Genomic DNA, 20,783 nt, shown 5'->3' with positions numbered 1-20,783 from the left:
GAGGACAGCTGCCAGTTCGCCGCTGAGGTCGACGACCGCTACTGATCAGTCAAACAGCTAGAGAATGCTCCAGCCGATCTGCTCGCCGGCACGCAGCGCCTCGATCCGCCGACGCACCTCCACGACCGTGCTCAACCCCACGGCGGCCTTACGCGCATTGGTGGTGATCATGCGCAGCTCCCGCAGACGCCGCAGCCACGCATACCCATCCCAGTCGCGGATGTCGAACCCGTACTCGCGGCAGAACTCGTCATACTCGCGTGGCGGGTGACCGAACCGGCGGCAATGCACCTCGAGGGTCACCAGATCCCATTCCGGCGGGCCGACAGCAGCGCTCTCCCAGTCGCACAGCACCGCACGCCCCCCACCGTCGCGGTCCCACAGCGCGTTGCGATGGTGCGCGTCGCCGTGAATCAGTGCGGGATCGAGGACGTACCGAACCTCGTGCGCTTCCGCGGCCAACTGCTCTCGATGCGCGTGGAGCAGGGTTCGGTCCATGGGCGACAGGATGCGGCTGATGTCGATAGCTTTGGTGATGGCGTCGAAGCTGCGCGATATCTGCTGGTCCGGCACCTCGACCGGCGGGCGCGGCGGGACCGCATGCAATGCGGCAAGTGGTCCTGCCAGATCAATCGCACTGACCAGACCACCGCGCTGATCCAGATACCGCCAGAAGGTCACCGGGCAGCCTGCGACCTCGATGGGCTGGTCGACGTCGGTCAAAGCCACCGACGGCACGCAGTGGTCGTCCAGCCACCGCACCAAACCGACTACGTCGATGTGGCGGTGCTCCGGCCGACCGATCTTGACGGCGACCCGCGCGCGGACAAGCACATAGACAGCGTTCGTGTGATGCCGTAGCAGCATCGCGTCGCTGCCGTTGATGCCTACTCGCCGGCACGCGATGTCCAGGATAGGGCGGGTCCGGGCGGGAACGAAATCCGAATCCGAGAGGCGGGCGGGTTCGATGTCTTCGTGTGCCATGAGATCCGATCTCGATCGCCGTCGAGTACCGCAGCGTCGCGGACTGGTGCAGCTTTACACGGGATCGGTCCTCCCGCGTAGTGTTTGAACAGTGAAGCGGACCCAGTGGACTATTCACGGTGAACATCTGGTGGACGAGAACCGCCACATTCGGCTCTCCACGGTCGACGTCGAGTTGCCGGACGGGGTCAAATTCACGCAGTACGTGGCCCGTATGCCGCGCTGCGCAATGACTTTGGTGATCAACGACGACCGCGAGGTGCTGTTGATGTACCGGCACCGGTTCATCATCGACCGGTGGGTGTGGGAACTGCCGGGTGGGTACGTCGATCACGCCGAGGATGTCGCCGCCGCGGCGGCGCGGGAGGTGGAGGAGGAAACCGGGTGGCGGCCCCGGACGATGAAGCATCTGGTCACGTACCAGCCTGCCATCGGTACACTCGATCACCCGCAGGAGATCTATCTGGCGCGAGGCGCGGATCTGACCGAGACCGCACCCGATATCAACGAGGCCGAAGACGTCCGATGGTTCCCGCTGGGCGAGGCGGTGCGGATGATAGATCGCGGCGACATCGTCGGTGCCGCAACCGTTGTCGCGATCTATCGCGCACTCAGCCTCTCCGATCAGACAGCTCCAGCACCTGCCGCCGGAACGCGGCCACTTCCGGAAGCTCCGCGTAGGCGATGAGACGTTGCCGCACGTCCCGCAGGTAGGACCAGCTGCGACGTGACGACAGTCCAGCCGCTATCTCGAGTGCTTCGGTGCCGATGCGTACCGCCTCGCGCGGGTCTTGGTCGACTACGGCGGCAGCGAGTATGGCGAGGTTGAACGCCCGGCCGCGCTGGTATCCGGCCGACATATTCAGCGACTGACGCGCGAACCGGGCGGTGCGGGTGTCGTCACCCAGCTCGCGAAAGCAGTGAGCGACCTTCGCCGATAGGTAGGAACTGTCAAAGTAGGACAACCAGTCCGGTTGCGGGTCGTCCGCGCCGCGGTCGAATGCTCGTTCGGCGGCGGAGAGTGATCTCGCGCAGGCGGCGCTGTCGGTGCGGGCGGCATGGCCGTGAGCCTCCACCATCAGGCACTCGGACTCCAGTACCGCCAATCCGGCGTTTCGGGCGGCGATCTGGGCGGCACGGGCGAGGTCTACCGCATCACCGGGCCGCCCCACGTAGGTGGCCTGGCGGCTCATGGCCGCCAGTATCTCCGCGCTCAGTCCAGCGTCGGCTGCGGCACGCGCCAGCCGCAGGGCTTGGATGAGGTAGCGCTGGGCCAGCCCGTGTTCCTCCTGGTCGTAGGCCGCCCAGCCTGCCTGGCGCGCGAGTTCGGCTGTCGTCGCGAATAGCTGGCGGCCGATGTGCTCGCTGTAGCTACCGCGCAGCAGTGGGCTCACCGAGCTGTGCAGGTATTGCACGATCGTGGATCGCACCTGCCCGCCGCCCACCTGGTTGTCCAGGTCGCGGAAGGCGGTGGCCATGTCGCGGACCGCGTCCACCTCGGCCTGCCCGACGCGGCGCGGCCCGACCGACACCGGGTGCTCCGGGCCGGGCAGGGTGAGCCACCGCATCGACGCGGCCGAGTAAACCGTGACCGCGTAGGACGCGCCGTGCAGATAGCGGCGCCCCTCGATATCGCTGCGCCACAGCGCGGTCGACACGTTCACCGCGCCGGTGAGGCTCAGTGAGAACTGCAGCCCGGGATCAGCTGCGGTGTCCGGCCCGCCCATCATTCCGCACATCGCCGGTGTGATCCGCCGCCCCAGCGCTTCCGTGAGTACGTTCGCGATCAGCTCGGGCACAGGCGAATTCGGCTGTTCGCCGGCCAGCCAACGCCCGACCGACGCATGGTCGTATCGGAGTTCGACCCCCACGGAGATCCCGCGCTCCACAACCCTCCTGGCCAATGCCTTGTTGGGTAAGGCTGCTTCGGCGAGGAGTTCGGAAGGCTGTTGGTTGGGCTGCTTCGGCTTTCGCCCCATGTCGGGAGCATGACAGCATCGGCCGCGCCGCGCCAGCCATCACCCGTTTGCACACCCCCCGTGCACACACCCTCCCTCCCCGCACGCCTTACCAGCGGCAACCGCGTGGCGTGGAATGTTCGGCGTGAATGCGGTGCAGGTCCTCCGTAGGCGGTTTGGCGAACTACAGCGACACGACGGAAGCGAAGAGAACGATGCCTGCCCGCGCTAACCCGAAGGGAGCCGACGGTGCCGATCGTAGAAGTACCCGCCGACACGAGCCCGGAGACTATCCGGCTGGTGAGCAGCTGCATGAATCCTATATGGGCGCAGAAGAATCCAAATCCGGCGATGCAGGCGCACATGGAATGCGAAGTGGGTGTTTGCGTCACCAAGACGGTTGCGTACCGCACATTGGTAGCGCAAGGGCGCTTGGTACCGGATTCGAGCCGCACATGACCGGCCACATCTCCTACCAGCACCGAGACGACGGCATATGGCCGGTTGGCGTGGATGGCTGGCCGCTCACCGCCGAAGAGCTGGACGTCTTGGAGCACGGGGCCGCCCCGCTCGAGCTCACATCTCAGCTCGAAATCATCGACGTCACATCGGAGGACACCCGGTGACCGGGCTCCGGCCGAGTCACAAGAAGCATGTCTTCCGCCCACACATCCCGCTAGTTGCGTCCAAGCCGTTCGACGACCGCCGTCCTCGCAACCGCCAGCAATCCGCGAACGACCAACCCCACCGCAACCAGCGGGGCGAATACGAGCCACGGTGAACCCCGGTGGTAGTCGCAGTAGAACCGCAGCGCGCTACGGTGGTGGCTGCGCACCTTTCGGAACGGTGCCGACCGCATGCTGCCGCCCTCGCGGTGGCGGATCTCCACGCTCGGATCGAGAACCACCCGCCAGCCACTGCGATGCATGTCCAACGCCATCTTCGTTTCCTCGAAATAGAGGAAGTAGCGGTCGTCGAAGCCGCCCACCGCGTCGAACGCCTCGCGGCGGAACAGCATGCAGCAACCGGAGATCCAGTCCACGTCACCGACCGCGGTGACCGGCTTACCGAAGTATCGGCGGGTGGCCGGGTTGTCCGGCCAGACGCCACCGAGGAGTGCGTGGGCGACACCGACCGCGAGTGACGGGAACCGACGCCCACTCGGGTATGGGGTGCCGTCCAAGCGAACGATGCGTGGGCCGATCATGCCGATCCGGTTGTCCGTCTTGGCGGTCTCAACCAGCGCCGCGATCGAACCCGGCGCGAGGTCGGTGTCCGGATTCGCGACCAGAATCCACTCCGCATCGGTCTCAGCCACGCCCTGGTTGATCGCCGCGGCCAACCCGACGTTGCGGTTGTTCCGGATGACCCGGCCACCGAATTCCTCGACGAGGTCGGCGCTTTTGTCGCTGGAGACGTTGTCGACTCCGACCACGTCCAACTCGTAGGGGCTGACAGCGGCGGTAATGGTGCCCAGGAAGCGAGGTAAGTCTTCTGCGCTCTGGTAGGTGACGAGGATCAGGCCGACGGTCTTGTCGTCGCGGCGAGGCATGACGGGGAACATATCAGCTGGGACGAGCCACTTCGGAGGAACTCCGATCTGTGCGGCTACGGTAGACCGAGGCCGATGTGGCGCTGACTTTCTGTGCCAACTTTCCGCTCTGAGTAGCGGAAATAGACCTTCGGACCTCCTGCACCAGTTGCCTGCGCGCATACTCTGCGCGAAGACCAGCGACGTAACGGCAACCTGCGTGGGGCCGATCGACTCGCATACCACCATCGCGCCCAGGGGAACCCGTGAACTATCCGCCGCCGCCACCATTTGGGCCTCAGCAGCCGTATCCATACCCGCAGCAATACCCCATGCGACCGCCACCACGGAAACCGGCTGTTCCGGTGTGGGTGTGGATCGCCATCGGCACGCTGGTGCTGTCTTGTGGTGGCTGCGTCGGATTGATCGGACTCGCCAGCAACACCTCATCCACGAAAACGGCCACCACTGGTCCCGTCGCGGCGAAACCATCTCCCAGCGAGCAACCGGCCGCTCAGACCCCAGCCGCGCCTCCGGAGAACGACGTCGCACCCGCTGGCTCCGCTGTGCGCGATGGCCAGTTCGAATTCGTGATCACCAATGTCGAACAGGGCACCACCCGAGTCGGCGGACGGTTCTGGGGCGAGGAAGCGAAAGGAGAGTTCGTCCTCGTATCCGTCGACATCAGCAATGTCGGAAAGCGTGCGCAAACCTATTTCGGGAGCGATCAGGTCCTCATCGACGACCAGAACCGTGAGTTCGAAGCCAGCTTCTCAGCGAACTCGGCCTTGAACGACTACGGCTCCCACGAAGACCTCAACCCAGGCCACAAGGTCTCGGTCGTGATCGCATTCGATGTGCCCGTCGGCGTGGTACCGGTCGCCATCGAGTTCCACGACTCGATGTTCTCCGGAGGCGCGAGAGTCGCCCTGCGGTAGAGCTCCACATCTCGGCTCGATGGGTCCGAGAACCAGCGAGATGTAGCCGGCGGTTCCAGGCCGGGATGAGTGGTTCGACCGGATCTTCGAGCTCGGATTGGACGGACCCGAGGACGTACGAATACCTGTCGATATGCGGACCGACGCATGGTGGGCGAACCCTCGAGAAGCACCCTCAACATCAACGACCCAGTCAGTGACTTCTGACGGCTCCGAGTCACCGTAGCGCGCAGGCGCTTTCACATGATCGATAGGCTAAGGTCAGCGAGAAGCCCTCCAGGGGCGGGGATTCCACGGGGCTGCGTGGAGGAGATGGGGAGTCGATGTGGTGCGGCGCGTAGATATGCAAGCTTGAATCGGCTGAACGGCCATGGTGACCGGGGAGCACGATAACGATGAGAGCACGAATCGGCCTGCTCTCCTTTGTGGCAATTCTTGGGGTTACAGGCTGCTCCAAATTTATTGAGCCATCGTACTTCAAACCTGATCCATCGAAATACGGTTCAGTCGAGCTGTGTGACCATTACGGCCAGTTCCTCCGCGGAACGCTTTCCATGAACAACGCAGACGTGGATACCCCCACGCTAGGCGAGGAAGACGGCACCGTCGGCTGGAACACGATATGCCACAGCACGGGCAAGAACGGAATCATAGGCACGCTGCAAGTGCACCAACCATTCTTGGTGTACAAAGATGATCCCGATGAGCCGCCTTCCAGCTATCGTTCCGTGGCAGGTTTCGACGGTAAAGCCTGGACCGGAGCCCCGTTGCCATACTGGACCGAGGTCGAGGTCCGAGATGGGAACTGGTCAGCCCAGATGAGCTTCGTCAAGGACTGTCCGGAGCAGGAGTTGCTGACGTCGGCTGACATTCAGAAGGTCGCGGAATTCTTGGTGCAGGTGGCGGACGATCTGCAGCGATAGCGAACAGCGGGGTGAGCGCAAGCCCCAGGTGCGAGAGAGCCGCCGGACCGTTCAGGATGCGCGAGTGATCGCTGGGGTCATGTCCAGCCGCTGGCGTGAAGGAGGAGATGACCGCGGACGGCCGTGACGGCGGGATGGGCCGGACCGTTGCGGCTGGCGATGAACAGGGTGTTGATGGGTGGGATAGCGGGTTCGTGGAGTTGGTGGAGTCGTCCGTCCGCCAGTTCGCTGGCGCACAGGTAGGTGGGTAGCACGGTGATGCCCGCGCCGGCGGTGACGGCGGCGAGAACGCCGCGCAGGTCGGGGACGACGACGGCGGGTGTCCGGGTGAGGCGGGTGTCGAAGACGGTGCGCCAGTACCGGCGCAGGATCGGGAGGTTTTCGGCGTAGGCGATCAGGGGTGCGTGGTCGATGTCGTCGAACGTCCAGGTGGGGGCGGCGACGAGGGCGAATTCCTCGTCAGTGAGGGCGTCGACGGACAGGCCACGGCGGCGGGGGCGCACGGTGGAGACGACCACGTCCAGGCCGCCGGCCGACAGGTCGGCCAGGAGCTGGTCGGGGAGACCGAGGGTGATGCGCAGGCGCAAGCCCTCGGTGACCAGTCCGGCCAGCGAGGGCAGGGCGCGGGCACAGACCAATTCCGCGGGGCCACCGAGATGGACTGTGTGGCTGAAGGTTTCAGCGGGGCCGTGCAGTTCGTGGTGGACCGCTTGCGCGAGGTCGTCCAGGGCCGGGCCGATGCGGGCCGACAGGTGGTCAGCGGCGAAAGTGGGTGTCATACCGCGGGCGACGCGCCGGAACAGGGGGCGGTTCAGGTCGGCCTCGAGGGCTTTGACATGTGCGGTGACGGTGGGCTGGGACAGGCCGAGCAGGTCGGCGGCGGCGGACACCGAACCCGACCGGTAGACGGTCAAGAAGGTTCGGAACAGATCGAGAGAGGTGCCGCCCATGACTGCTTAGCTATCAGAATTCTGATACCTAAGGCAAGATCAGCTATTGGTTCTCGATAGGTAGCGACGGGCAGTATCGGTTGCGTCGCAGCGAAAGACGTTGCGGCACAAGTTCGATACGAGGAGATACACCGTCATGTCCAAGCGCATCCTCATCGCCCTGACCAGCCACGCGGCCCTGGGTGAGACGGGCCGTTCGACCGGATTCCACATGGGCGAGGCCGCGATCCCGTGGGAGGTCTTCACCGCCGCCGGCTACGCGGTCGATCTGGTCAGCGTCGCCGGGGGCAACCCGCCGCGCGACGGCGACGACCCGACCGCTCCCGTCCAGCGCCGGTTCCTCACCGATCCCCACATCGCCGCCCAGCTGGCGAGCACCCCCACCCCGGACGCGGTGGACACCGGCGCGTACGAGGCCGTGTTGTTCGCCGGTGGACACGGCACCATGTGGGACTTCCCGGACAACCCCGCGCTGGCCCGGCTGGCGCGGGAGATCTACGAACGCGGCGGAGTCGTGGGCGCGGTCTGCCACGGCCCGGCCGCGCTGGTCGGCGCCACACTGTCGGACGGGTCGTATCTGGTCGCGGGCAAGAAGGTCGCCGCGTTTACCAACGCAGAGGAGGCCGCGGTCGGCCTGAGCGAGGTGGTGCCGTTCCCGCTGGCCGATCGACTTACCGCCCAGGGCGCCACCCACCTGCCGGCCGACGATTTCACCGCTCAGGTCGTCACCGACGATCGGCTGGTGACCGGGCAGAATCCGGTCTCGGCACGCGGCGTCGCCGAGGCGATGGTGGATGCTCTCGCGCGGTGAATTCCCGGAACGGCCCCGGCGAATCAGACCTGAGGGCGCCGACGCGCGGCCCCTTCGGGATAGCCCGACGACGATGTCGGGTGCGCGACGGCGCGCCGGTCGAGGCCCGGTAGCGTAGGGCGCGAAAGTTCGCTCACGGCACGACGACTCCCCGGGAGGGCATCGCTCATGACTCAGGACACCGCGCAGGACATCGCCTCGTTCGGTGGCTCGACGCTGCAGGGGTACCTGGATCAGCTGGCCGCCAAGGTGCCCGCGCCCGGCGGTGGCGCGGTCGCGGCGCTGCATGCCGCGCAGGGGGCGGCACTGGTGGCCATGGTGGCGCGGTACACCACCCGGGCCAAGGATGCCGAGCATCGGCCCGCCGTGGACCGGATCATCGGGGCCGCCGACTCCGCGCGGGCGCGGGCGCTGGAGCTGGCCGATGCCGACGCGGAGGCGTTCACCGCCGTCGGCAACGCCTACAAGCTGCCCAAGGACACCGAGGAGCAGCAGGCCGCGCGGACCGAGGCGATCACCGCCGCGCTGCTGGGTGCGGCGCGGGTGCCCGCCGATGTGGTCGCGGTCGCGGACGAGATCATCTCCCTCGCCGCCGAGCTGCTGCCCATCGGCAATCCCAATGTGGTCACCGATATCGGTGCGGCCGCCGACTGCGCGCGGGCGGCCGCCGCCACCTCGCAGCTCAATATCGCCATCAACGTCGCCTCGCTGGGCGCGGGCGCGGGCAGCGAGTTCGAGCCGGTGCTCACACAGATCGACGAGCTCACCGCGCGCGCCGACGCCGTGCACGACGACGTGGTCGCGGCCATTACCAAGTAGGTTCGAACACTCGTTCGCCGCATCGGCTCGCGACCAGCGGGCCGACCCCCTATCGCCCGGCGGTGCTCTAGCACCGCCGGGCGATCGCGTTAGAGCACCACGCCGCCGGGTAGGTCACGAACAGAGAACTTTTCTCGCTGGTCTTGATCATGAAGCCATAGGCTGGTGATCCGAGAGCACACCATCCTCGAAAGGGGTGGAACCCATGCGGAAAGCGATTCGCTATCTGTTCTTCGCGACCGTGGTCGCGGCGCTGACGGCCTTCGGATCCGGGCTCGCCGCGGCGGCGATCCTCCGGCCCACCGCCCTTGTGGTACAGGCGATTTCGCCTAGCGCGGGGGAAACGGTCGGTATCGCCGCACCCGTGCGGGTGCAGTTCGCCGAACCCGTCGAGAACCGCACGCGCGCAGAGCGATCCGTGCGCATTCGGGCGGGAACCGAACTGGCGGGCAGCTTCTCGTGGCAGAGCGACCGCGAACTGACCTGGACACCCGAGGGATTCCTCCCGGCATCGACCCCCATCTCGGTATCCGCGGGCACCGCGCGCACGGAGTTCAACACCAATGCCGGAGTGACCGCCGAGGGCGATATGTCGAACCACACCTTCACGGTGAGCATCGGCGGCGTCCCGGTGCGCACCATCCCCGCGTCCTTCGGCAAGCCCGGCTGGGAGACGCCCGTCGGCACCTTCCCGGTGCTGGAGAAGTTCCGGAGCATCGTCTTCGACTCCCGCACCATCGGCATCCCGCTGAACTCACCGGAGGGCTATCTGATCGACGGTGAGTACGCCGAGCGCCTGACCTGGAGCGGAGTCTTCGTCCATTCCGCCCCGTGGTCGGTGGATTCGCAGGGCTACGCGAACGTCAGCCACGGCTGCATCAACCTGCCGCCGGCGGACGCTGCCTGGTACTACGAGAATGTGAGCGTGGGCGACCCGGTGTATCTGCACTGGTGAGTCATCGTCGAGCCACCCGGCGCGGAGTCACACCCGGCCCGGACCTCCGGGCCGGGTGTCGCGCGGTCAGCGGGCGTTCTCGGCGGCCTGCACCACGTGCCGCATGAGCAGCGCGGTGGTCACCGGACCGACGCCGCCGGGGACCGGGCTCAGCGCGGCGGCCTTGCCGGTGACGGCCGCGGCGTCCACATCGCCGGTGATGGACCCGTCCTCGCCTTCATTGGTGCCCACGTCGATGACCACGGCCCCCTCCCGCACATGCTCGGCCTTGATCAGCCCGGCCCGCCCCACGGCCGCGACCACGATATCCGCGGCCGAGGTGATGCCCGGCAGGTCGGTGGTGCGCGAATGACACACGGTGACGGTGGCGTTCTCCGCCAGCAGCAGCTGCGCGAGCGGCTTGCCCACCACATTCGAGCGGCCCACCACCGCGACATGCTTACCGGCCAGCGCGACGCCGTGATGTTTCGCCAGCTCCACCACCGCCTCGGAGGTCGCGGGCGGGAAGCCCGGCAGGCCGGTGGCGAGCAGGCCCAGTGACAGCGGGCTGACGCCGTCCACGTCCTTGGCGGCGATGATGGCCGGGCTCACGTCGTCGAGGCCGACACCCTTGGGCAGCGGGGTTTGCAGCATGATGGCGTCCACGCTCGGATCGGCCGAGAGTTCCACCAGCTTCGCGCGAATATCGGCCGCGGTGGCGTCAACCCCCAGTTCGATGTTCTCGCAGGCGATTCCATTGCGTTCGGCGGCGCGGTTGAGCGACTTCACGTACCAGGCGCTGGCCGGATCGTCATTGGCGACCACCAGCGCCAGGCGCGGTGCGGCGCCGTTGCCCGCGAGTGCGGCGGCGCGCTGCTTGGTGTCGGCATTGATAGCGGCGGCGAGTTCCTTGCCGATCAGCGAAAGCGTATACACGGGGATACAGCCTATCGCGCGGCCCGGGTTCCCCTCCGCGCGGAGATCCGCACTCGGAATTTCCCTGTGGCAAATCCCCACCCGATGCGCTGGGCAGTCGTATCGTGTCTCCATTCGGCCTCGAGCCAATAGCCAGCAAGCAGTGCGTGTGAGACCTCGTTCGTTCGCGGAAAGGTGTCGTTGCGGTGCAGACAGCAAGGCGTTTACCCTCCCTGGTCGTGGCCGCCGCGGCCGCGCTCACCATCTTCGGATCACCGGTGGCCATGGCCGATCCGGGTCCCCTCTACAACTCGGCACAGAGCAATTTCGTCAATGGCGACGACGCGGCGGGCCTGGAGGATCTGCGCCGCCTGCTCGCCGAGGCCCCCGACGACGCCGAAGCGTTGGCGCTGCAAGCGGTCTGGTCGGACTACACCGGCGACCTCATCACCCGCGAGGCGGCGCTGATGCGGCTCAACACCCTGAATCCGCGCCTGGCCGACGGGGTGCGCACCATCTTCCGGGCGGTGGCCGCGGCCATCGGCACCCTGCCCAATCCGATTCCCGCCATCGCGGGACCGCAGACCGGCATCGTGGTGCTCGGCTACGGCCTGCTGCCCGACGGCGCGATGCGGCCCGAACTGGTGAACCGCATGCAGGCGGCCTGGTTGCAGGCCATCGCCTCACCGCTCTCCCCGATCGTGGTGACCGGCGGCAATCCGCGCAACGGGATCACCGAGGCGGCCGCCATGGAACGCTGGCTGCTCGATCGCGGCATTCCGGGCAGCCGGATCATGGCCGAGCATCGGGCCGGATCCACCGTCGGCAATGCCTTGAACGCGTCGAAGATGCTCCGGGACGCGGGCGCGACCAGCGCCATCGTGGTGACCTCCCCCAACCACATCCGCCGTGCCGTCGCCGACTTCATCGTGGCGGGCATCCCCGTGGTCGGGGCCACCACCTCGCTGGAGCAGCTCGTCTCCCAGCTTCCCCCGCCCAACCGGGCCGCCCAGCGCGGCATCTACCTCGACGCCACCCGCACGCTGCTGCTGCCCGCGCAGCGGTAGACGCGCCGCGGACAGTCCGATGATGTCCCCGGGTCCGGACGGACCCAGGGACATCGCGTTCCGCGTCGTGGCCACTGGCGCGGCGGATCGGACCGAGGGCACACCCCGGGCGCGCTCGGGGTGTCCCAGTCCTCGGAGCTGTGCATGATTCGGCGCTACCGCCGGTTCGGCGGTCTGGCCGGTCCTCGGCAGCCCAGCCGGTTCCGGGCCGGTCTCTCCGGCGGAATCGGTGCGGCAACTCGGTAGTATCAGCGGCACGGCCGTCCCCGGACACCACGGCCGGTACGGCGAGGACCCGACCTCCCGACGAACCGCACCCGACGCCGCGGCCCGGGCCGGCGAGACGGCGTGATCGACGAGCGGCCTGGCCGGCGTCACGGCGGGGCGATCCGGCAGGTCGGCCCACGTCGACGACGCGGTGCGATCCGGCGAAGATGCTCGCCCCAGCGGGGCGGCGCGGTCCGGCGAGGCGGCACAATGGGCGGAATGGTTGCCGACGGTTTCGATGAGTTGGTGTCGCGCCTGCGGGCGGCGGGGTGTGTGTTCGCCGAGGACGAGGCGGGGCTGTTGACCGCGGCCGCGGTGGATGCCGAACGTCTGGAAACGCTGGTGGCACGGCGAGTGTCGGGAGTGCCGCTGGAATATGTGCTGGGGTGGGTGGAGTTTCGAGGGCTGCGGGTGGCGGTGTCGGAGGGGGTCTTCGTGCCGCGGCAGCGGACCGGGTACTTGGTCGAGCAGGCCGTGCGTTTGGCGCGGGCGCGGATCGCCGGGACCGCGCAGGCCACCGGGGCGGCGGCGCAAGCCGGGCACGCGGCGCAAGTTGGGCACGCGGCGCAAGTTGGGCAGACGGCGCGGGACACAGGGGCGGCACAAGTCGCGGAGACGGCGTGGGTGCCGATGCCCGCGAATCCGCACGGATCGCAGTCGTTGCCGGGCAGTCGGTCCGGGATCGTGGCGGTCGATATGTGTTGCGGGTCTGGGGCGCTCGGGCTGGCGTTCGCGACAGAGCTTGCCGCCCGGGGCATTTCGGTGGCATTGACGGCGGCCGATATCGACCCGGTGGCGGTGGCGTGTGCGCGGCGCAACCTCGCCGCCTCGGGTGCCGGGGTGTTCGAAGGTGATCTGTTCGCCGCCCTGCCCCGCGAGCTGGCCGGGCGGGTGGACGTACTGCTGGCGAATACCCCGTATGTGCCCTCCGAGGCCATTGCGGACATGCCGCCGGAGGCGCGCGACTACGAGCCCCAGGTGGCCCTCGACGGCGGCGCGGACGGGCTGGATATCTTCCGGCGGGTCGCGGCGGCGGCTCCCGAGTGGCTGGCACCAGGCGGGCATCTGCTGGTGGAGACCGGTGCCGCACAGGCCGGGACGGCCGTGGACTTCCTCACCGAACACGGCCTGACGCCCCGGGTCGCGACGGACGAGGAACTGGGTGCGACGGTGGTGATTGGTTCGCTCGCCGGTAGCGTGGGCGTGTGACGATTCGCGGCCTTCTCTTCGATATCGACGACACCCTCGTCGACTATTCGGCCACCGCGCGGGCCGGAATTCTCGCGCATCTGGCGGCGGAGGGGCTGCTGGACCGGTTCGCGTCCCCCGAACACGCCGTGGCGCTGTGGAAGGAACTCGAGGAGCGGGAGTATCCGCGCTACCTTGCCGGTGAGCTGACCTTCACCGGGCAGCAGGAATTGCGGTCGGAGCTGCTGCTGGCCCACATCGGCGCGACCACCGACGATGCCCGCGCCTGGTTCGACCGCTATGTCGCGCTACGCGACGCCACCTGGGCGGCCTTCCCGGATGCAGAACCGCTGCTGTCCGCCCTCACCGGCCGCATCGCGGTGGGTGTGGTGTCGAATTCCTCGCGGTCCCACCAGGTCGGCAAGCTGCACGCCGTGGGCCTGCTCCCCCATTTCGGTGAGGCCGTGCTGTGCTCGGCCGAATTCGGCACGCCCAAACCGTATCCGGAGATCTTCCTGGCGGGCTGCGACCTGCTCGGCCTGCCACCCGAGCAGGTCGCCTACGTGGGCGACCGCTGGGATGTGGACGGCCTGGGCGCACGCGACGCCGGGCTACGCGCCTACTGGTTGAACCGCGCCGCCACGAGCACCGCTGTGCGGGACGGCGTCACGGTCATCCACTCGCTGACGGCGCTGTCCGCACTCTGAGCAGCTGCCCGCGCCCACGCCATCGTGGCCGGAGCATCACGGACCGACCACGCCCGGGCGCCGGACGAACGCACGATAATGCCGATTTCAGGATGGGTCTTCGATCCAGGTGATCGTTCCGCGGGCGGTGATCCTGCTGCCATGAGTTAGGGCCCAGGCTCTGATCGCGGCCGACTGTTCCGGAGTGATGCGGTGCGTCCAGCGGCCACGCCGCACGTCTTCGATGGGCATTCGGTGTTCGGTGAAAAGCCTCGAGAGCTCGTCGAACTGGGTCGGTGTCACGAAAACCAGGTAGTAGTCTTCGCCGGAACTCAGTGACGCCAACACGATGTCCAGCGCGGAGGCGTGTTCGCCGATCTCTTCGAGGAACGCTGCGATGTAGTCGGCTCGATTGTCGTCGGCGTGCTCGGCGTCGAAGGCGGTGACCCAATGCCAGGACAGCGCCGCGGGATACGATCTCAGTGCTGCCAATTGCTCGCGGATCGAGCGGGGATCCTGTTCGCGGGAGATGATCGCCATGTCCGGGGTCGTGTTCGTAGATTCGGCGCTGCGAATCGATTCGGCGGCACCCGGTCTCAGATATGCCAGTCGCTGGGCCATGATGGACCGCACATCGAACCCGTAATCCGATTCCCTCGCCACCACTTCCCCGCGGTAGACGCCGTCCGCACCCACGCGGTCGGTGAAGTCCTCCCAGCTCATGTTCGAGAGGTTGATGTTGTTCTCCACATTCCACAGCTGGTCGGGCACGACGCGGAACGGCAGCCGGTCGCCGTGGTCGTCATCCTGGGGTGGCAGGACCCAGACCGCCAAGATGGGATGCTCAGGATCGGTGAGAGTGACCTCGTCGGCGAGGAAGGACACGATCGCACCGCCGGATTGCCGTGCCCTCAACCCCTCGGGGTCGAGGCCCTCGAACTCCGGATCGTTCACGGGAGTCGAATAGGCCAGGAACCCTTCATTACTGGGTGTCAGTACCTCACGGACCAGGCAACCCCAGGCGCGGTCATCACCGAACCATGTGCGGACCAGCGTTGATCCACTTGGTAGGTCTGTCATGTCCGCACCATAACGGCGGGGTCTGACACCTTCCGCCGTCAGCGCAGGAAGCATCCGCAACTGGCGAGGTTCGGGTCCTGGCCGGTCCGGACATTCAATCACTGTTGTCCGCAACGACGGCCAATTCCGAGGCTCTCCACGAAAACTGGGCACCTTCCCCGCGAAGGTGGGCACGGGACCTTGCACGAGGGCGTCAGTGAGACTTCCCGTGGTGGCCCTCCGCGTCAGCGCCGGACATTCCGGCCACGCGGCCGAATCTCTACTGCCGCCCGCGGAATTCGTCCATGGAGTGGTACACGCCGACCGTGTTGAGGTAGAAGTCGCGCACCTTCAGCGGGAGCAGGCCGGTGATGGCGCGGTTCAGCCGCGAGGTCCACGGCATGACCACCAGCGCCGAGCCCTTCTTCATCTCGGTCCAGGAGGTGTCGACCACCTTCTCCTGGTCGAGGATGGGGGTGAACCAGAACCCCTTGGCTCCGTCGAACATGCCGGTGTTGATGTAGGTCGGGCAGACGGTGGTGACCTTCACGTGCTCGTTGCCGGACTGCTCGAGTTCCAGTCGCACCGAATCCGACCAGCCCAGCGCCGCCCATTTGGAGGCCGCGTACACGCTCATGCGCGGATTGGAGACCAGTCCGGCCGAGGAGGCGATGGTCATGACCCGCGCCTGTGATCCCTTGTTCGCCACCATGGCGGGCAGGAACTCGAGGGTCACGTACATGGGGGCGAGGGAGTTGATCGCCATGGTCTTGTCGATGTCGCCGCGGTTCTCGGTCTCCCAGAAGTAGCCGTTGCCGCGCACGATGCCGGCGTTGTTGACCAGCACGTCGATATCGCCGACCTCGCTGCGCACCGACGTGCCCGCATCCCGGATGGCCTGCTGATCGGAGACGTCGACCACGTAGTGGTGGATGCGGCTGCTGCCGAGGGCGCTCAGTTCGGCGACGGTCTCCTTGAGCGTCTCCTCGTTGATGTCCCACAGCACCACGTCGGCGGCGCGCTCCCGGACCGCCCGGACCGCGAAGGACTTGCCCAGCCCCATGGCGGCCCCGGTGATCAGGACCTTCTTGCCCGCTACGTCCTTCATACCCGTGTGTACCCCTGTCTCGAGTGGCAGATCACTTCTGCCGCAATGTCTTCATGGTGGTGAGGAACAGCGTCATGGTCTTGGCCCAGAGCTTCTCCGACATGCCGGGCAGTGGTGCGATGGGCAGGACGCGCTGCACCGCGATGGTCTGGGTGTCGACGTATTTCAGCAGACCCTCCGGTCCGTGCCGCCGCCCGGTCCCGGAGATGCCCAGTCCGCCCGAGGGCGCGGCCACCGATCCCCAGGCGGCGATGAAGCCCTCGTTCACATTCACCGATCCGGCGTGGATGCGCGCCGCCACGGCACGCCCGCGATCGGTATCCCGGCTCCACACACTGGCATTGAGCCCGTAGGCGGTGTCGTTCGCCTGATGCACCGCTTCGTCGTCGCTGCCGACGCGGTAAACGGAGACGACCGGCCCGAAGGTCTCCTCGCGGTAGACGGTCATCCCCTCGCGCACCCCTTCGAGGATGGTCGGCTCGTAGAAGTACGGACCCAGATCCGGACGCGCCCGGCCGCCCGCGCGCACGGTCGCGCCCTTGGCCACCGCGTCGTCGACATGCGCTGCGACGGTGTCGATCTGGCGCTGGAAGGTGAGCGAACCGACCTCGTAGGAGAAGTCGCGCTCCTTGCCGAGGGTGAGTGTGCGGGTGTTCTCGGCGAACTCGGTGACGAACCGGTCGTAGACGCTGTCGTGCACGTAGATGCGCTCGATGGATTCACACAGCTGTCCGGCCGAGGCGAAGCAGGCCCGCACCGCGATCTTGGCGGCGGCGGAGACATCCGCGTCGTCCAGCACCAGCAGCGGGTTCTTGCCGCCCAACTCCAGGGAGTAGCCGATGAGCCGCTCCCCCGCCTGCCGGGCGATGGTGCGCCCGGTGGCGCTGGATCCGGTGTAGTCGACGTAGTCGGCGCGCTCGATCACCTGCCCGCCGATCTCGCGACCGCGACCCAGCACAGCCTGCCACAGCCCCTTGGGCAGTCCGGCGCGCTCGGCGATATCGATGGCCCACAGTGCGGTGAGCGCGGTCTGATTGTCCGGGCGCGCGATGACGGCATTGCCGGCGACCAGGGCGGGCAGAGCGTCGGAGGCGGCCAGGGCGAGCGGGTAGTTCCACGGCGAGATGACCGCGACCACGCCCTTGGGCCGGTTCAGCACCTCCACCTGGGTGAGCACCGGCATGACGCCGCGCGGGGTGCGGCGGGCGAGCAGCTTCTTGGCCTCGGCGGCGTAGTAGCGCGCGTTCACGGCCACATCGCTGACCTCGTCGAAGGCGTGCACCCGGGACTTGCCGGTCTCGGTCTGCACGATATCGAGGATCACATCCTGTTCGGCGAGCACCAGGTCGTGGATGCGGCGCAGCACGGCTACACGGTCGGCGATCGGGGTGCGCGCCCATTCCCGCTGCGCCTCGCGGGCGGTGGCGAAGGCGGCGTCGATATCGGCGGTGGCGGACTGCGGCAGATCGACGATCTTGGCGCCGGTGGCGGGTGCGAAGACCTCCACGGACGGCCTGCCGCCCGCGCGCGCATGGTTCAGCAGGCGCTGCACGAGGTCGAAGGGAAGCGCATCGGCGGCGGCGAGCTGCGGGGCAGTCGTCATTGGTCGCCCTCTCGGTGGGTGGATCGCGGGCGCACCCGCTATTTGCTGAACACCAGTGTTACGCGAACACTGATGTTAGATTAATAGCCGTGACGCACCTCATGTCAAGCGCTCCGCGGGGGTTTGTGAAATGACCCAGTCCGCCACGGCCGCTCCTCGACGGGGACGGCCACCGCAAACAGCCGAGCAGGCCGATCAGGTGCGCGCCCGCATCGTGCTGGCCACCTCCGAGGTGTTCGCCGAACACGGTTCGCGCGGACTCAATGTCGCCCGCATCATCGAGAAGGCCGGATTGGCGCGGCCCACCTTCTACCGCTACTTCGCCAATGCCACCGAACCGCTGCACGCGCTGCTCACCATCTCCAACGACGATCTGGTCGGCGGCGTGCGCGCGGCGCTGGAACGCAGCGTGGAGCCGGTGCAGCTGGGCATCAATATGATCGAGGCGTACCTGTACTGGGCCGACGGCCACGGCACCATGCTGGCCCCGCTGTTCGCCGAACTACACGATCCCGGGTCACCGGTCTCGTCCTATCGCGAGAGCGCGCTGAACGACATCCGCGCCCTGGTGCGCGCCAAATTCGCCGACATCGGCCGCCCCGCCCCCAGCGACCTGAATCTGGATACGGCACTGCAGATCTGCGAATTCGTGGTCTACCGGATCTCGGCCACCGCCCCGCACGGTGAACCGACTCCGGAGGCCATCGCGGAGGCGCGGCTCACCATGATCCGCGGGGTACTGGTGACGCTGGGCCGCCGCGAGGACGTGGAGTACGCCCTCACCGTCCCCGGTATCTTCGATCCGGCCTAGCCCGCGGCGCGCGCCGGTGCGTCGCGGTGGGCGCGCTCGAAGACCATGGCGTCGTCGGTGATCCGGCCGTAGCGCAGTTTCGGCAGATCGCGCAGATAGTTCATGGTCAGCTTCCACGGTGCGCGGTCGCCCTGTTTGGGCAGGTACTCCAGGGCGCGCAGCACATAGCCGGGCTCGAAGTTCAAGAAGGGTGAAGTGCCGACGGCGGGGTCGCGGACCGGGGTGGCCTTGGCGTAGCCGTGCGCGTCCATATGCTTCAGCAGCCGAACCACGTACTCGCACACCAGATCCGCCTTCAGGGTCCAGGAGGCGTTGGTGTAGCCCAGCACGTAGGCGAAGTTGGGGACGCCGGAGAGCATCATGGCCTTGTAGGCCATGGTGTCGGGCAGGGATATCGGCCGCCCGTCCACCACCAGCTCCATACCGCCGAAGACCAGCAGGTTCAACCCCGTCGCGGTGATGATCACATCGGCGTCGAGGTCCGCGCCCGACCCGAGCCGGAGCCCGGACTCGGTGAAGGTGTCGACGGTGTCGGTCACCATGGTCAGCTGCCCCTTGCGGATGGCGCGGAAGAAATCGCCGTTGGGCGCCAGGCACAGCCGCTGATCCCACGGGTTGTAGCGCGGGGTGAAGTGGGTGTCGATGTCGTAGCCCGCGGGCAGCCACTTCTCCTGCCAACCGCGGATCCAGGCCCGCATGCGCTGCGGATACCGTTGGCACAGTTGGTAGATGGCAGTGCTGAAGACGACGTTCTTGGCGCGGGTCAGCCCGTAGGCGGCGCGCGCGGGCAGGAAGCGCCGCAGCCGCGCCGCGGTGGGGTCGCGCTCGGGCAGCGACAGGATGTAGGACGGCGACCGCTGCAGCAGGGTGACGTGCGCGCCCTGCCGGGCCAGCGCCGGGCCGAGGGTCACGGCGGTCGCGCCGGATCCGATGACGACCACCCGCTTGTCGGCGACCTCGAGGTCCTCGGGCCAGTGCTGCGGATGCACGATCGGTCCCGGGAAGCGGTCGGTGCCCGCGAATTCCGGGGTGTAGCCCTCGTCGTAGCGGTAGTAGCCGGAGCAGCAGAACAGGAAGTTCGCGGTCACGGTGCGGGTTTCGCCGTCGTGGTCGGCGGTGACCGTCCACCGGTCGTCCACCGAGGACCATTCGGCGCGAATCACCCGGTGGCGGTAGCGGATACGCCGGTCGATGCCGTTCTCCGCGGCGGTCTCGCGGACGTAGGCCAGAATCGAGTCACCGTCGGCGATGGCCTTGTCGCCCAACCAGGGCCGGAAGCGGTAGCCGAGGGTGAACATATCCGAATCGGAGCGAATGCCCGGGTAGCGGAACAGGTCCCAGGTGCCGCCGCTGGCCGCGCGCGCCTCCAGGATGAGGTAGCTCCGCGTCGGGAAGGCCCGTTGCAGATGGTAGGCGGCGCCGATTCCGGACAGTCCAGCTCCCACAATGAGCACATCGACGTGCTCCGGCGCATCGCTCATCGTTCCCGTCCTCGCTGCTTCCGCCGAACCGGCATCAGTGCCGGTCGGTGCCCTGCGCACCCGACTCCAGAGTATCGATGCCACCCAGCAGGCCGTCGACGAACCTCCGGATCGCCGTATCGCCGGGCAGCAGTTCCCGCACCGCGCTCCACTGCGGCAGGATGTCGCGCACCTCCGGGAAGTCGGCCAGATCCTCCGTGGTCACGAATTCGGTCCATCGGGGCGGCCGGGCGTCATCCGGCGCGGCCGCGCGCTCGGCGTCGGCGCGCCGCATGAGCAGCTCACCGAGCACGAAGCGCCACAGGGCGGAGTACATGTAGGCGGCGTACTGCGGGCTGGCGCCCAACGCCCGTGCGCTGCGGATGAATTCGTCCAGGATCCAGAGCGCGGCGCGGCCGAAGGACTCCCCGCCCACCAGCAGCTCGGCCACCCACGGCAGCTCCTGGAGTATGTCGATGAGATAGGCGATGAGCGCGACCAGGCGTTCGCGCGGATCCCGCGGCAGTCGAGGCGCGGGCAGTTCCTCGGCGCGGGCGCTGAGCACGGCGATGAACAGCTGCGCCTGTGCCGGGAAGTGGTGGTAGACGGCGGCGGTGCTGACGCCGAGTTCGTCGGCGAGTTTGCGCATGCTGAACGTGTCCTTACCGCCCGCGGCCAGCAGCCGCGTGGTCGCGGCGATGACGTCTGCCCTGCTCACGCGCACGGGTCGGCCGCGCCGCCGGGGTGTGGTCGCACTGTCGGCCATGGCTC

The 20,783-nt window shown here is 67.6% G+C and carries 21 protein-coding genes; 11 read left to right on the top strand and 10 right to left on the bottom strand.

The features are described from left to right. Positions 1 to 57: 57 nt before the first annotated feature. On the bottom strand, positions 58 to 867 hold the full coding sequence (locus QJS31_RS32775; protein WP_372341838.1) for a phosphotransferase family protein: 810 nt from the start codon (positions 865 to 867) through the stop codon (positions 58 to 60). Positions 868 to 1,075: 208 nt separating this feature from the next. Here QJS31_RS32775 and QJS31_RS32770 point away from each other — a divergent pair, with 208 nt between their 5' ends. Continuing rightward, entirely contained in the window at positions 1,076 to 1,672 is a 597-nt protein-coding gene (locus QJS31_RS32770) for an NUDIX domain-containing protein (protein ID WP_282783052.1), read from the top strand. On the opposite strand, the gene QJS31_RS32765 is transcribed toward QJS31_RS32770, so the two are convergent. Beyond that, on the bottom strand, positions 1,596 to 2,963 hold the full coding sequence (locus tag QJS31_RS32765) for a hypothetical protein (RefSeq protein ID WP_306358553.1): 1,368 nt from the start codon (positions 2,961 to 2,963) through the stop codon (positions 1,596 to 1,598). The genes QJS31_RS32770 and QJS31_RS32765 overlap by 77 nt on opposite strands. Before the next feature lie 434 nt (positions 2,964 to 3,397). On the opposite strand from QJS31_RS32765, the gene QJS31_RS32760 reads away from it, so the two are divergent. Further along, positions 3,398 to 3,568 carry a hypothetical protein gene (locus QJS31_RS32760; protein ID WP_282783047.1) on the top strand — a complete coding sequence of 57 codons (171 nt, stop codon included), beginning with the start codon at positions 3,398 to 3,400 and terminating at the stop codon, positions 3,566 to 3,568. Positions 3,569 to 3,618: 50 nt separating this feature from the next. On the opposite strand, the gene QJS31_RS32755 is transcribed toward QJS31_RS32760, so the two are convergent. Then, positions 3,619 to 4,788: a glycosyltransferase family 2 protein gene (locus QJS31_RS32755; protein ID WP_306358552.1), complete on the bottom strand. Its 1,170-nt coding sequence runs from the start codon at positions 4,786 to 4,788 to the stop codon at positions 3,619 to 3,621. A gap of 56 nt (positions 4,789 to 4,844) precedes the next feature. Here QJS31_RS32755 and QJS31_RS32750 point away from each other — a divergent pair, with 56 nt between their 5' ends. Both QJS31_RS32750 and QJS31_RS32745 read left to right on the top strand, forming a co-directional pair. Then, positions 4,845 to 5,411, top strand: coding sequence for a DUF4352 domain-containing protein (locus QJS31_RS32750; protein WP_282783043.1), 567 nt, complete (start codon positions 4,845 to 4,847; stop codon positions 5,409 to 5,411). Positions 5,412 to 5,806: 395 nt separating this feature from the next. Next, entirely contained in the window at positions 5,807 to 6,334 is a 528-nt protein-coding gene (locus tag QJS31_RS32745) for a hypothetical protein (RefSeq protein ID WP_306358551.1), read from the top strand. A 77-nt stretch (positions 6,335 to 6,411) separates the two neighbouring features. Here the strand turns inward: QJS31_RS32745 and QJS31_RS32740 are convergent, their stop codons facing one another. Further along, positions 6,412 to 7,284, bottom strand: coding sequence for a LysR family transcriptional regulator (locus QJS31_RS32740; RefSeq protein ID WP_282783039.1), 873 nt, complete (start codon positions 7,282 to 7,284; stop codon positions 6,412 to 6,414). 136 nt (positions 7,285 to 7,420) lie between these two features. Here QJS31_RS32740 and QJS31_RS32735 point away from each other — a divergent pair, with 136 nt between their 5' ends. The 3 genes from QJS31_RS32735 to QJS31_RS32725 all read left to right on the top strand — a co-directional run bounded on the left by QJS31_RS32735 (position 7,421) and on the right by QJS31_RS32725 (position 9,869). Continuing rightward, positions 7,421 to 8,095, top strand: coding sequence for a type 1 glutamine amidotransferase domain-containing protein (locus QJS31_RS32735; RefSeq protein WP_282783037.1), 675 nt, complete (start codon positions 7,421 to 7,423; stop codon positions 8,093 to 8,095). A gap of 168 nt (positions 8,096 to 8,263) precedes the next feature. After that, on the top strand, positions 8,264 to 8,914 hold the full coding sequence (locus QJS31_RS32730; RefSeq protein ID WP_282783035.1) for a cyclodeaminase/cyclohydrolase family protein: 651 nt from the start codon (positions 8,264 to 8,266) through the stop codon (positions 8,912 to 8,914). 205 nt (positions 8,915 to 9,119) lie between these two features. Then, on the top strand, positions 9,120 to 9,869 hold the full coding sequence (locus QJS31_RS32725; RefSeq protein WP_306358550.1) for a L,D-transpeptidase: 750 nt from the start codon (positions 9,120 to 9,122) through the stop codon (positions 9,867 to 9,869). Positions 9,870 to 9,935: 66 nt separating this feature from the next. Here the strand turns inward: QJS31_RS32725 and QJS31_RS32720 are convergent, their stop codons facing one another. Beyond that, positions 9,936 to 10,784: a bifunctional 5,10-methylenetetrahydrofolate dehydrogenase/5,10-methenyltetrahydrofolate cyclohydrolase gene (locus QJS31_RS32720; RefSeq protein ID WP_306358549.1), complete on the bottom strand. Its 849-nt coding sequence runs from the start codon at positions 10,782 to 10,784 to the stop codon at positions 9,936 to 9,938. A gap of 218 nt (positions 10,785 to 11,002) precedes the next feature. Here QJS31_RS32720 and QJS31_RS32715 point away from each other — a divergent pair, with 218 nt between their 5' ends. The 3 genes from QJS31_RS32715 to QJS31_RS32705 all read left to right on the top strand — a co-directional run bounded on the left by QJS31_RS32715 (position 11,003) and on the right by QJS31_RS32705 (position 13,992). Continuing rightward, a complete protein-coding gene (locus QJS31_RS32715; protein WP_282783530.1) occupies positions 11,003 to 11,830 on the top strand; it encodes a YdcF family protein in 828 nt (275 codons plus the stop codon). Positions 11,831 to 12,316: 486 nt separating this feature from the next. Beyond that, positions 12,317 to 13,306, top strand: coding sequence for a methyltransferase (locus tag QJS31_RS32710; protein WP_306358548.1), 990 nt, complete (start codon positions 12,317 to 12,319; stop codon positions 13,304 to 13,306). After that, a complete protein-coding gene (locus QJS31_RS32705) occupies positions 13,303 to 13,992 on the top strand; it encodes an HAD family hydrolase (RefSeq protein ID WP_306358547.1) in 690 nt (229 codons plus the stop codon). Before QJS31_RS32710 ends, QJS31_RS32705 begins: the two co-directional genes overlap by 4 nt. A gap of 87 nt (positions 13,993 to 14,079) precedes the next feature. On the opposite strand, the gene QJS31_RS32700 is transcribed toward QJS31_RS32705, so the two are convergent. The 3 genes from QJS31_RS32700 to QJS31_RS32690 all read right to left on the bottom strand — a co-directional run bounded on the left by QJS31_RS32700 (position 14,080) and on the right by QJS31_RS32690 (position 17,741). Next, positions 14,080 to 15,105 carry a hypothetical protein gene (locus QJS31_RS32700; protein WP_282783536.1) on the bottom strand — a complete coding sequence of 342 codons (1,026 nt, stop codon included), beginning with the start codon at positions 15,103 to 15,105 and terminating at the stop codon, positions 14,080 to 14,082. A gap of 205 nt (positions 15,106 to 15,310) precedes the next feature. Next, complete coding sequence (locus QJS31_RS32695) at positions 15,311 to 16,138, bottom strand: SDR family NAD(P)-dependent oxidoreductase (protein ID WP_282783538.1); 828 nt, start codon at positions 16,136 to 16,138, stop codon at positions 15,311 to 15,313. Between the two features lie 31 nt (positions 16,139 to 16,169). Next, positions 16,170 to 17,741 (bottom strand): succinic semialdehyde dehydrogenase, encoded by a 1,572-nt coding sequence (locus tag QJS31_RS32690; RefSeq protein ID WP_306358546.1) that lies wholly within the window; start codon positions 17,739 to 17,741, stop codon positions 16,170 to 16,172. A 130-nt stretch (positions 17,742 to 17,871) separates the two neighbouring features. On the opposite strand from QJS31_RS32690, the gene QJS31_RS32685 reads away from it, so the two are divergent. Further along, positions 17,872 to 18,552: a TetR/AcrR family transcriptional regulator gene (locus QJS31_RS32685; protein WP_282783542.1), complete on the top strand. Its 681-nt coding sequence runs from the start codon at positions 17,872 to 17,874 to the stop codon at positions 18,550 to 18,552. On the opposite strand, the gene QJS31_RS32680 is transcribed toward QJS31_RS32685, so the two are convergent. Both QJS31_RS32680 and QJS31_RS32675 read right to left on the bottom strand, forming a co-directional pair. Beyond that, complete coding sequence (locus QJS31_RS32680; protein ID WP_306358545.1) at positions 18,549 to 20,033, bottom strand: NAD(P)/FAD-dependent oxidoreductase; 1,485 nt, start codon at positions 20,031 to 20,033, stop codon at positions 18,549 to 18,551. The genes QJS31_RS32685 and QJS31_RS32680 overlap by 4 nt on opposite strands. A 34-nt stretch (positions 20,034 to 20,067) precedes the next feature. Beyond that, positions 20,068 to 20,778 carry a TetR/AcrR family transcriptional regulator gene (locus tag QJS31_RS32675; RefSeq protein ID WP_282783546.1) on the bottom strand — a complete coding sequence of 237 codons (711 nt, stop codon included), beginning with the start codon at positions 20,776 to 20,778 and terminating at the stop codon, positions 20,068 to 20,070. Between the last annotated feature and the right edge of the window lie 5 nt (positions 20,779 to 20,783).

This window comes from Nocardia sp. CC213A (assembly GCF_030766805.1).
Classification (GTDB): Bacteria; Actinomycetota; Actinomycetes; order Mycobacteriales; family Mycobacteriaceae; genus Nocardia; species Nocardia otitidiscaviarum.
This window is presented reverse-complemented; position numbering and strand designations above follow the sequence as displayed.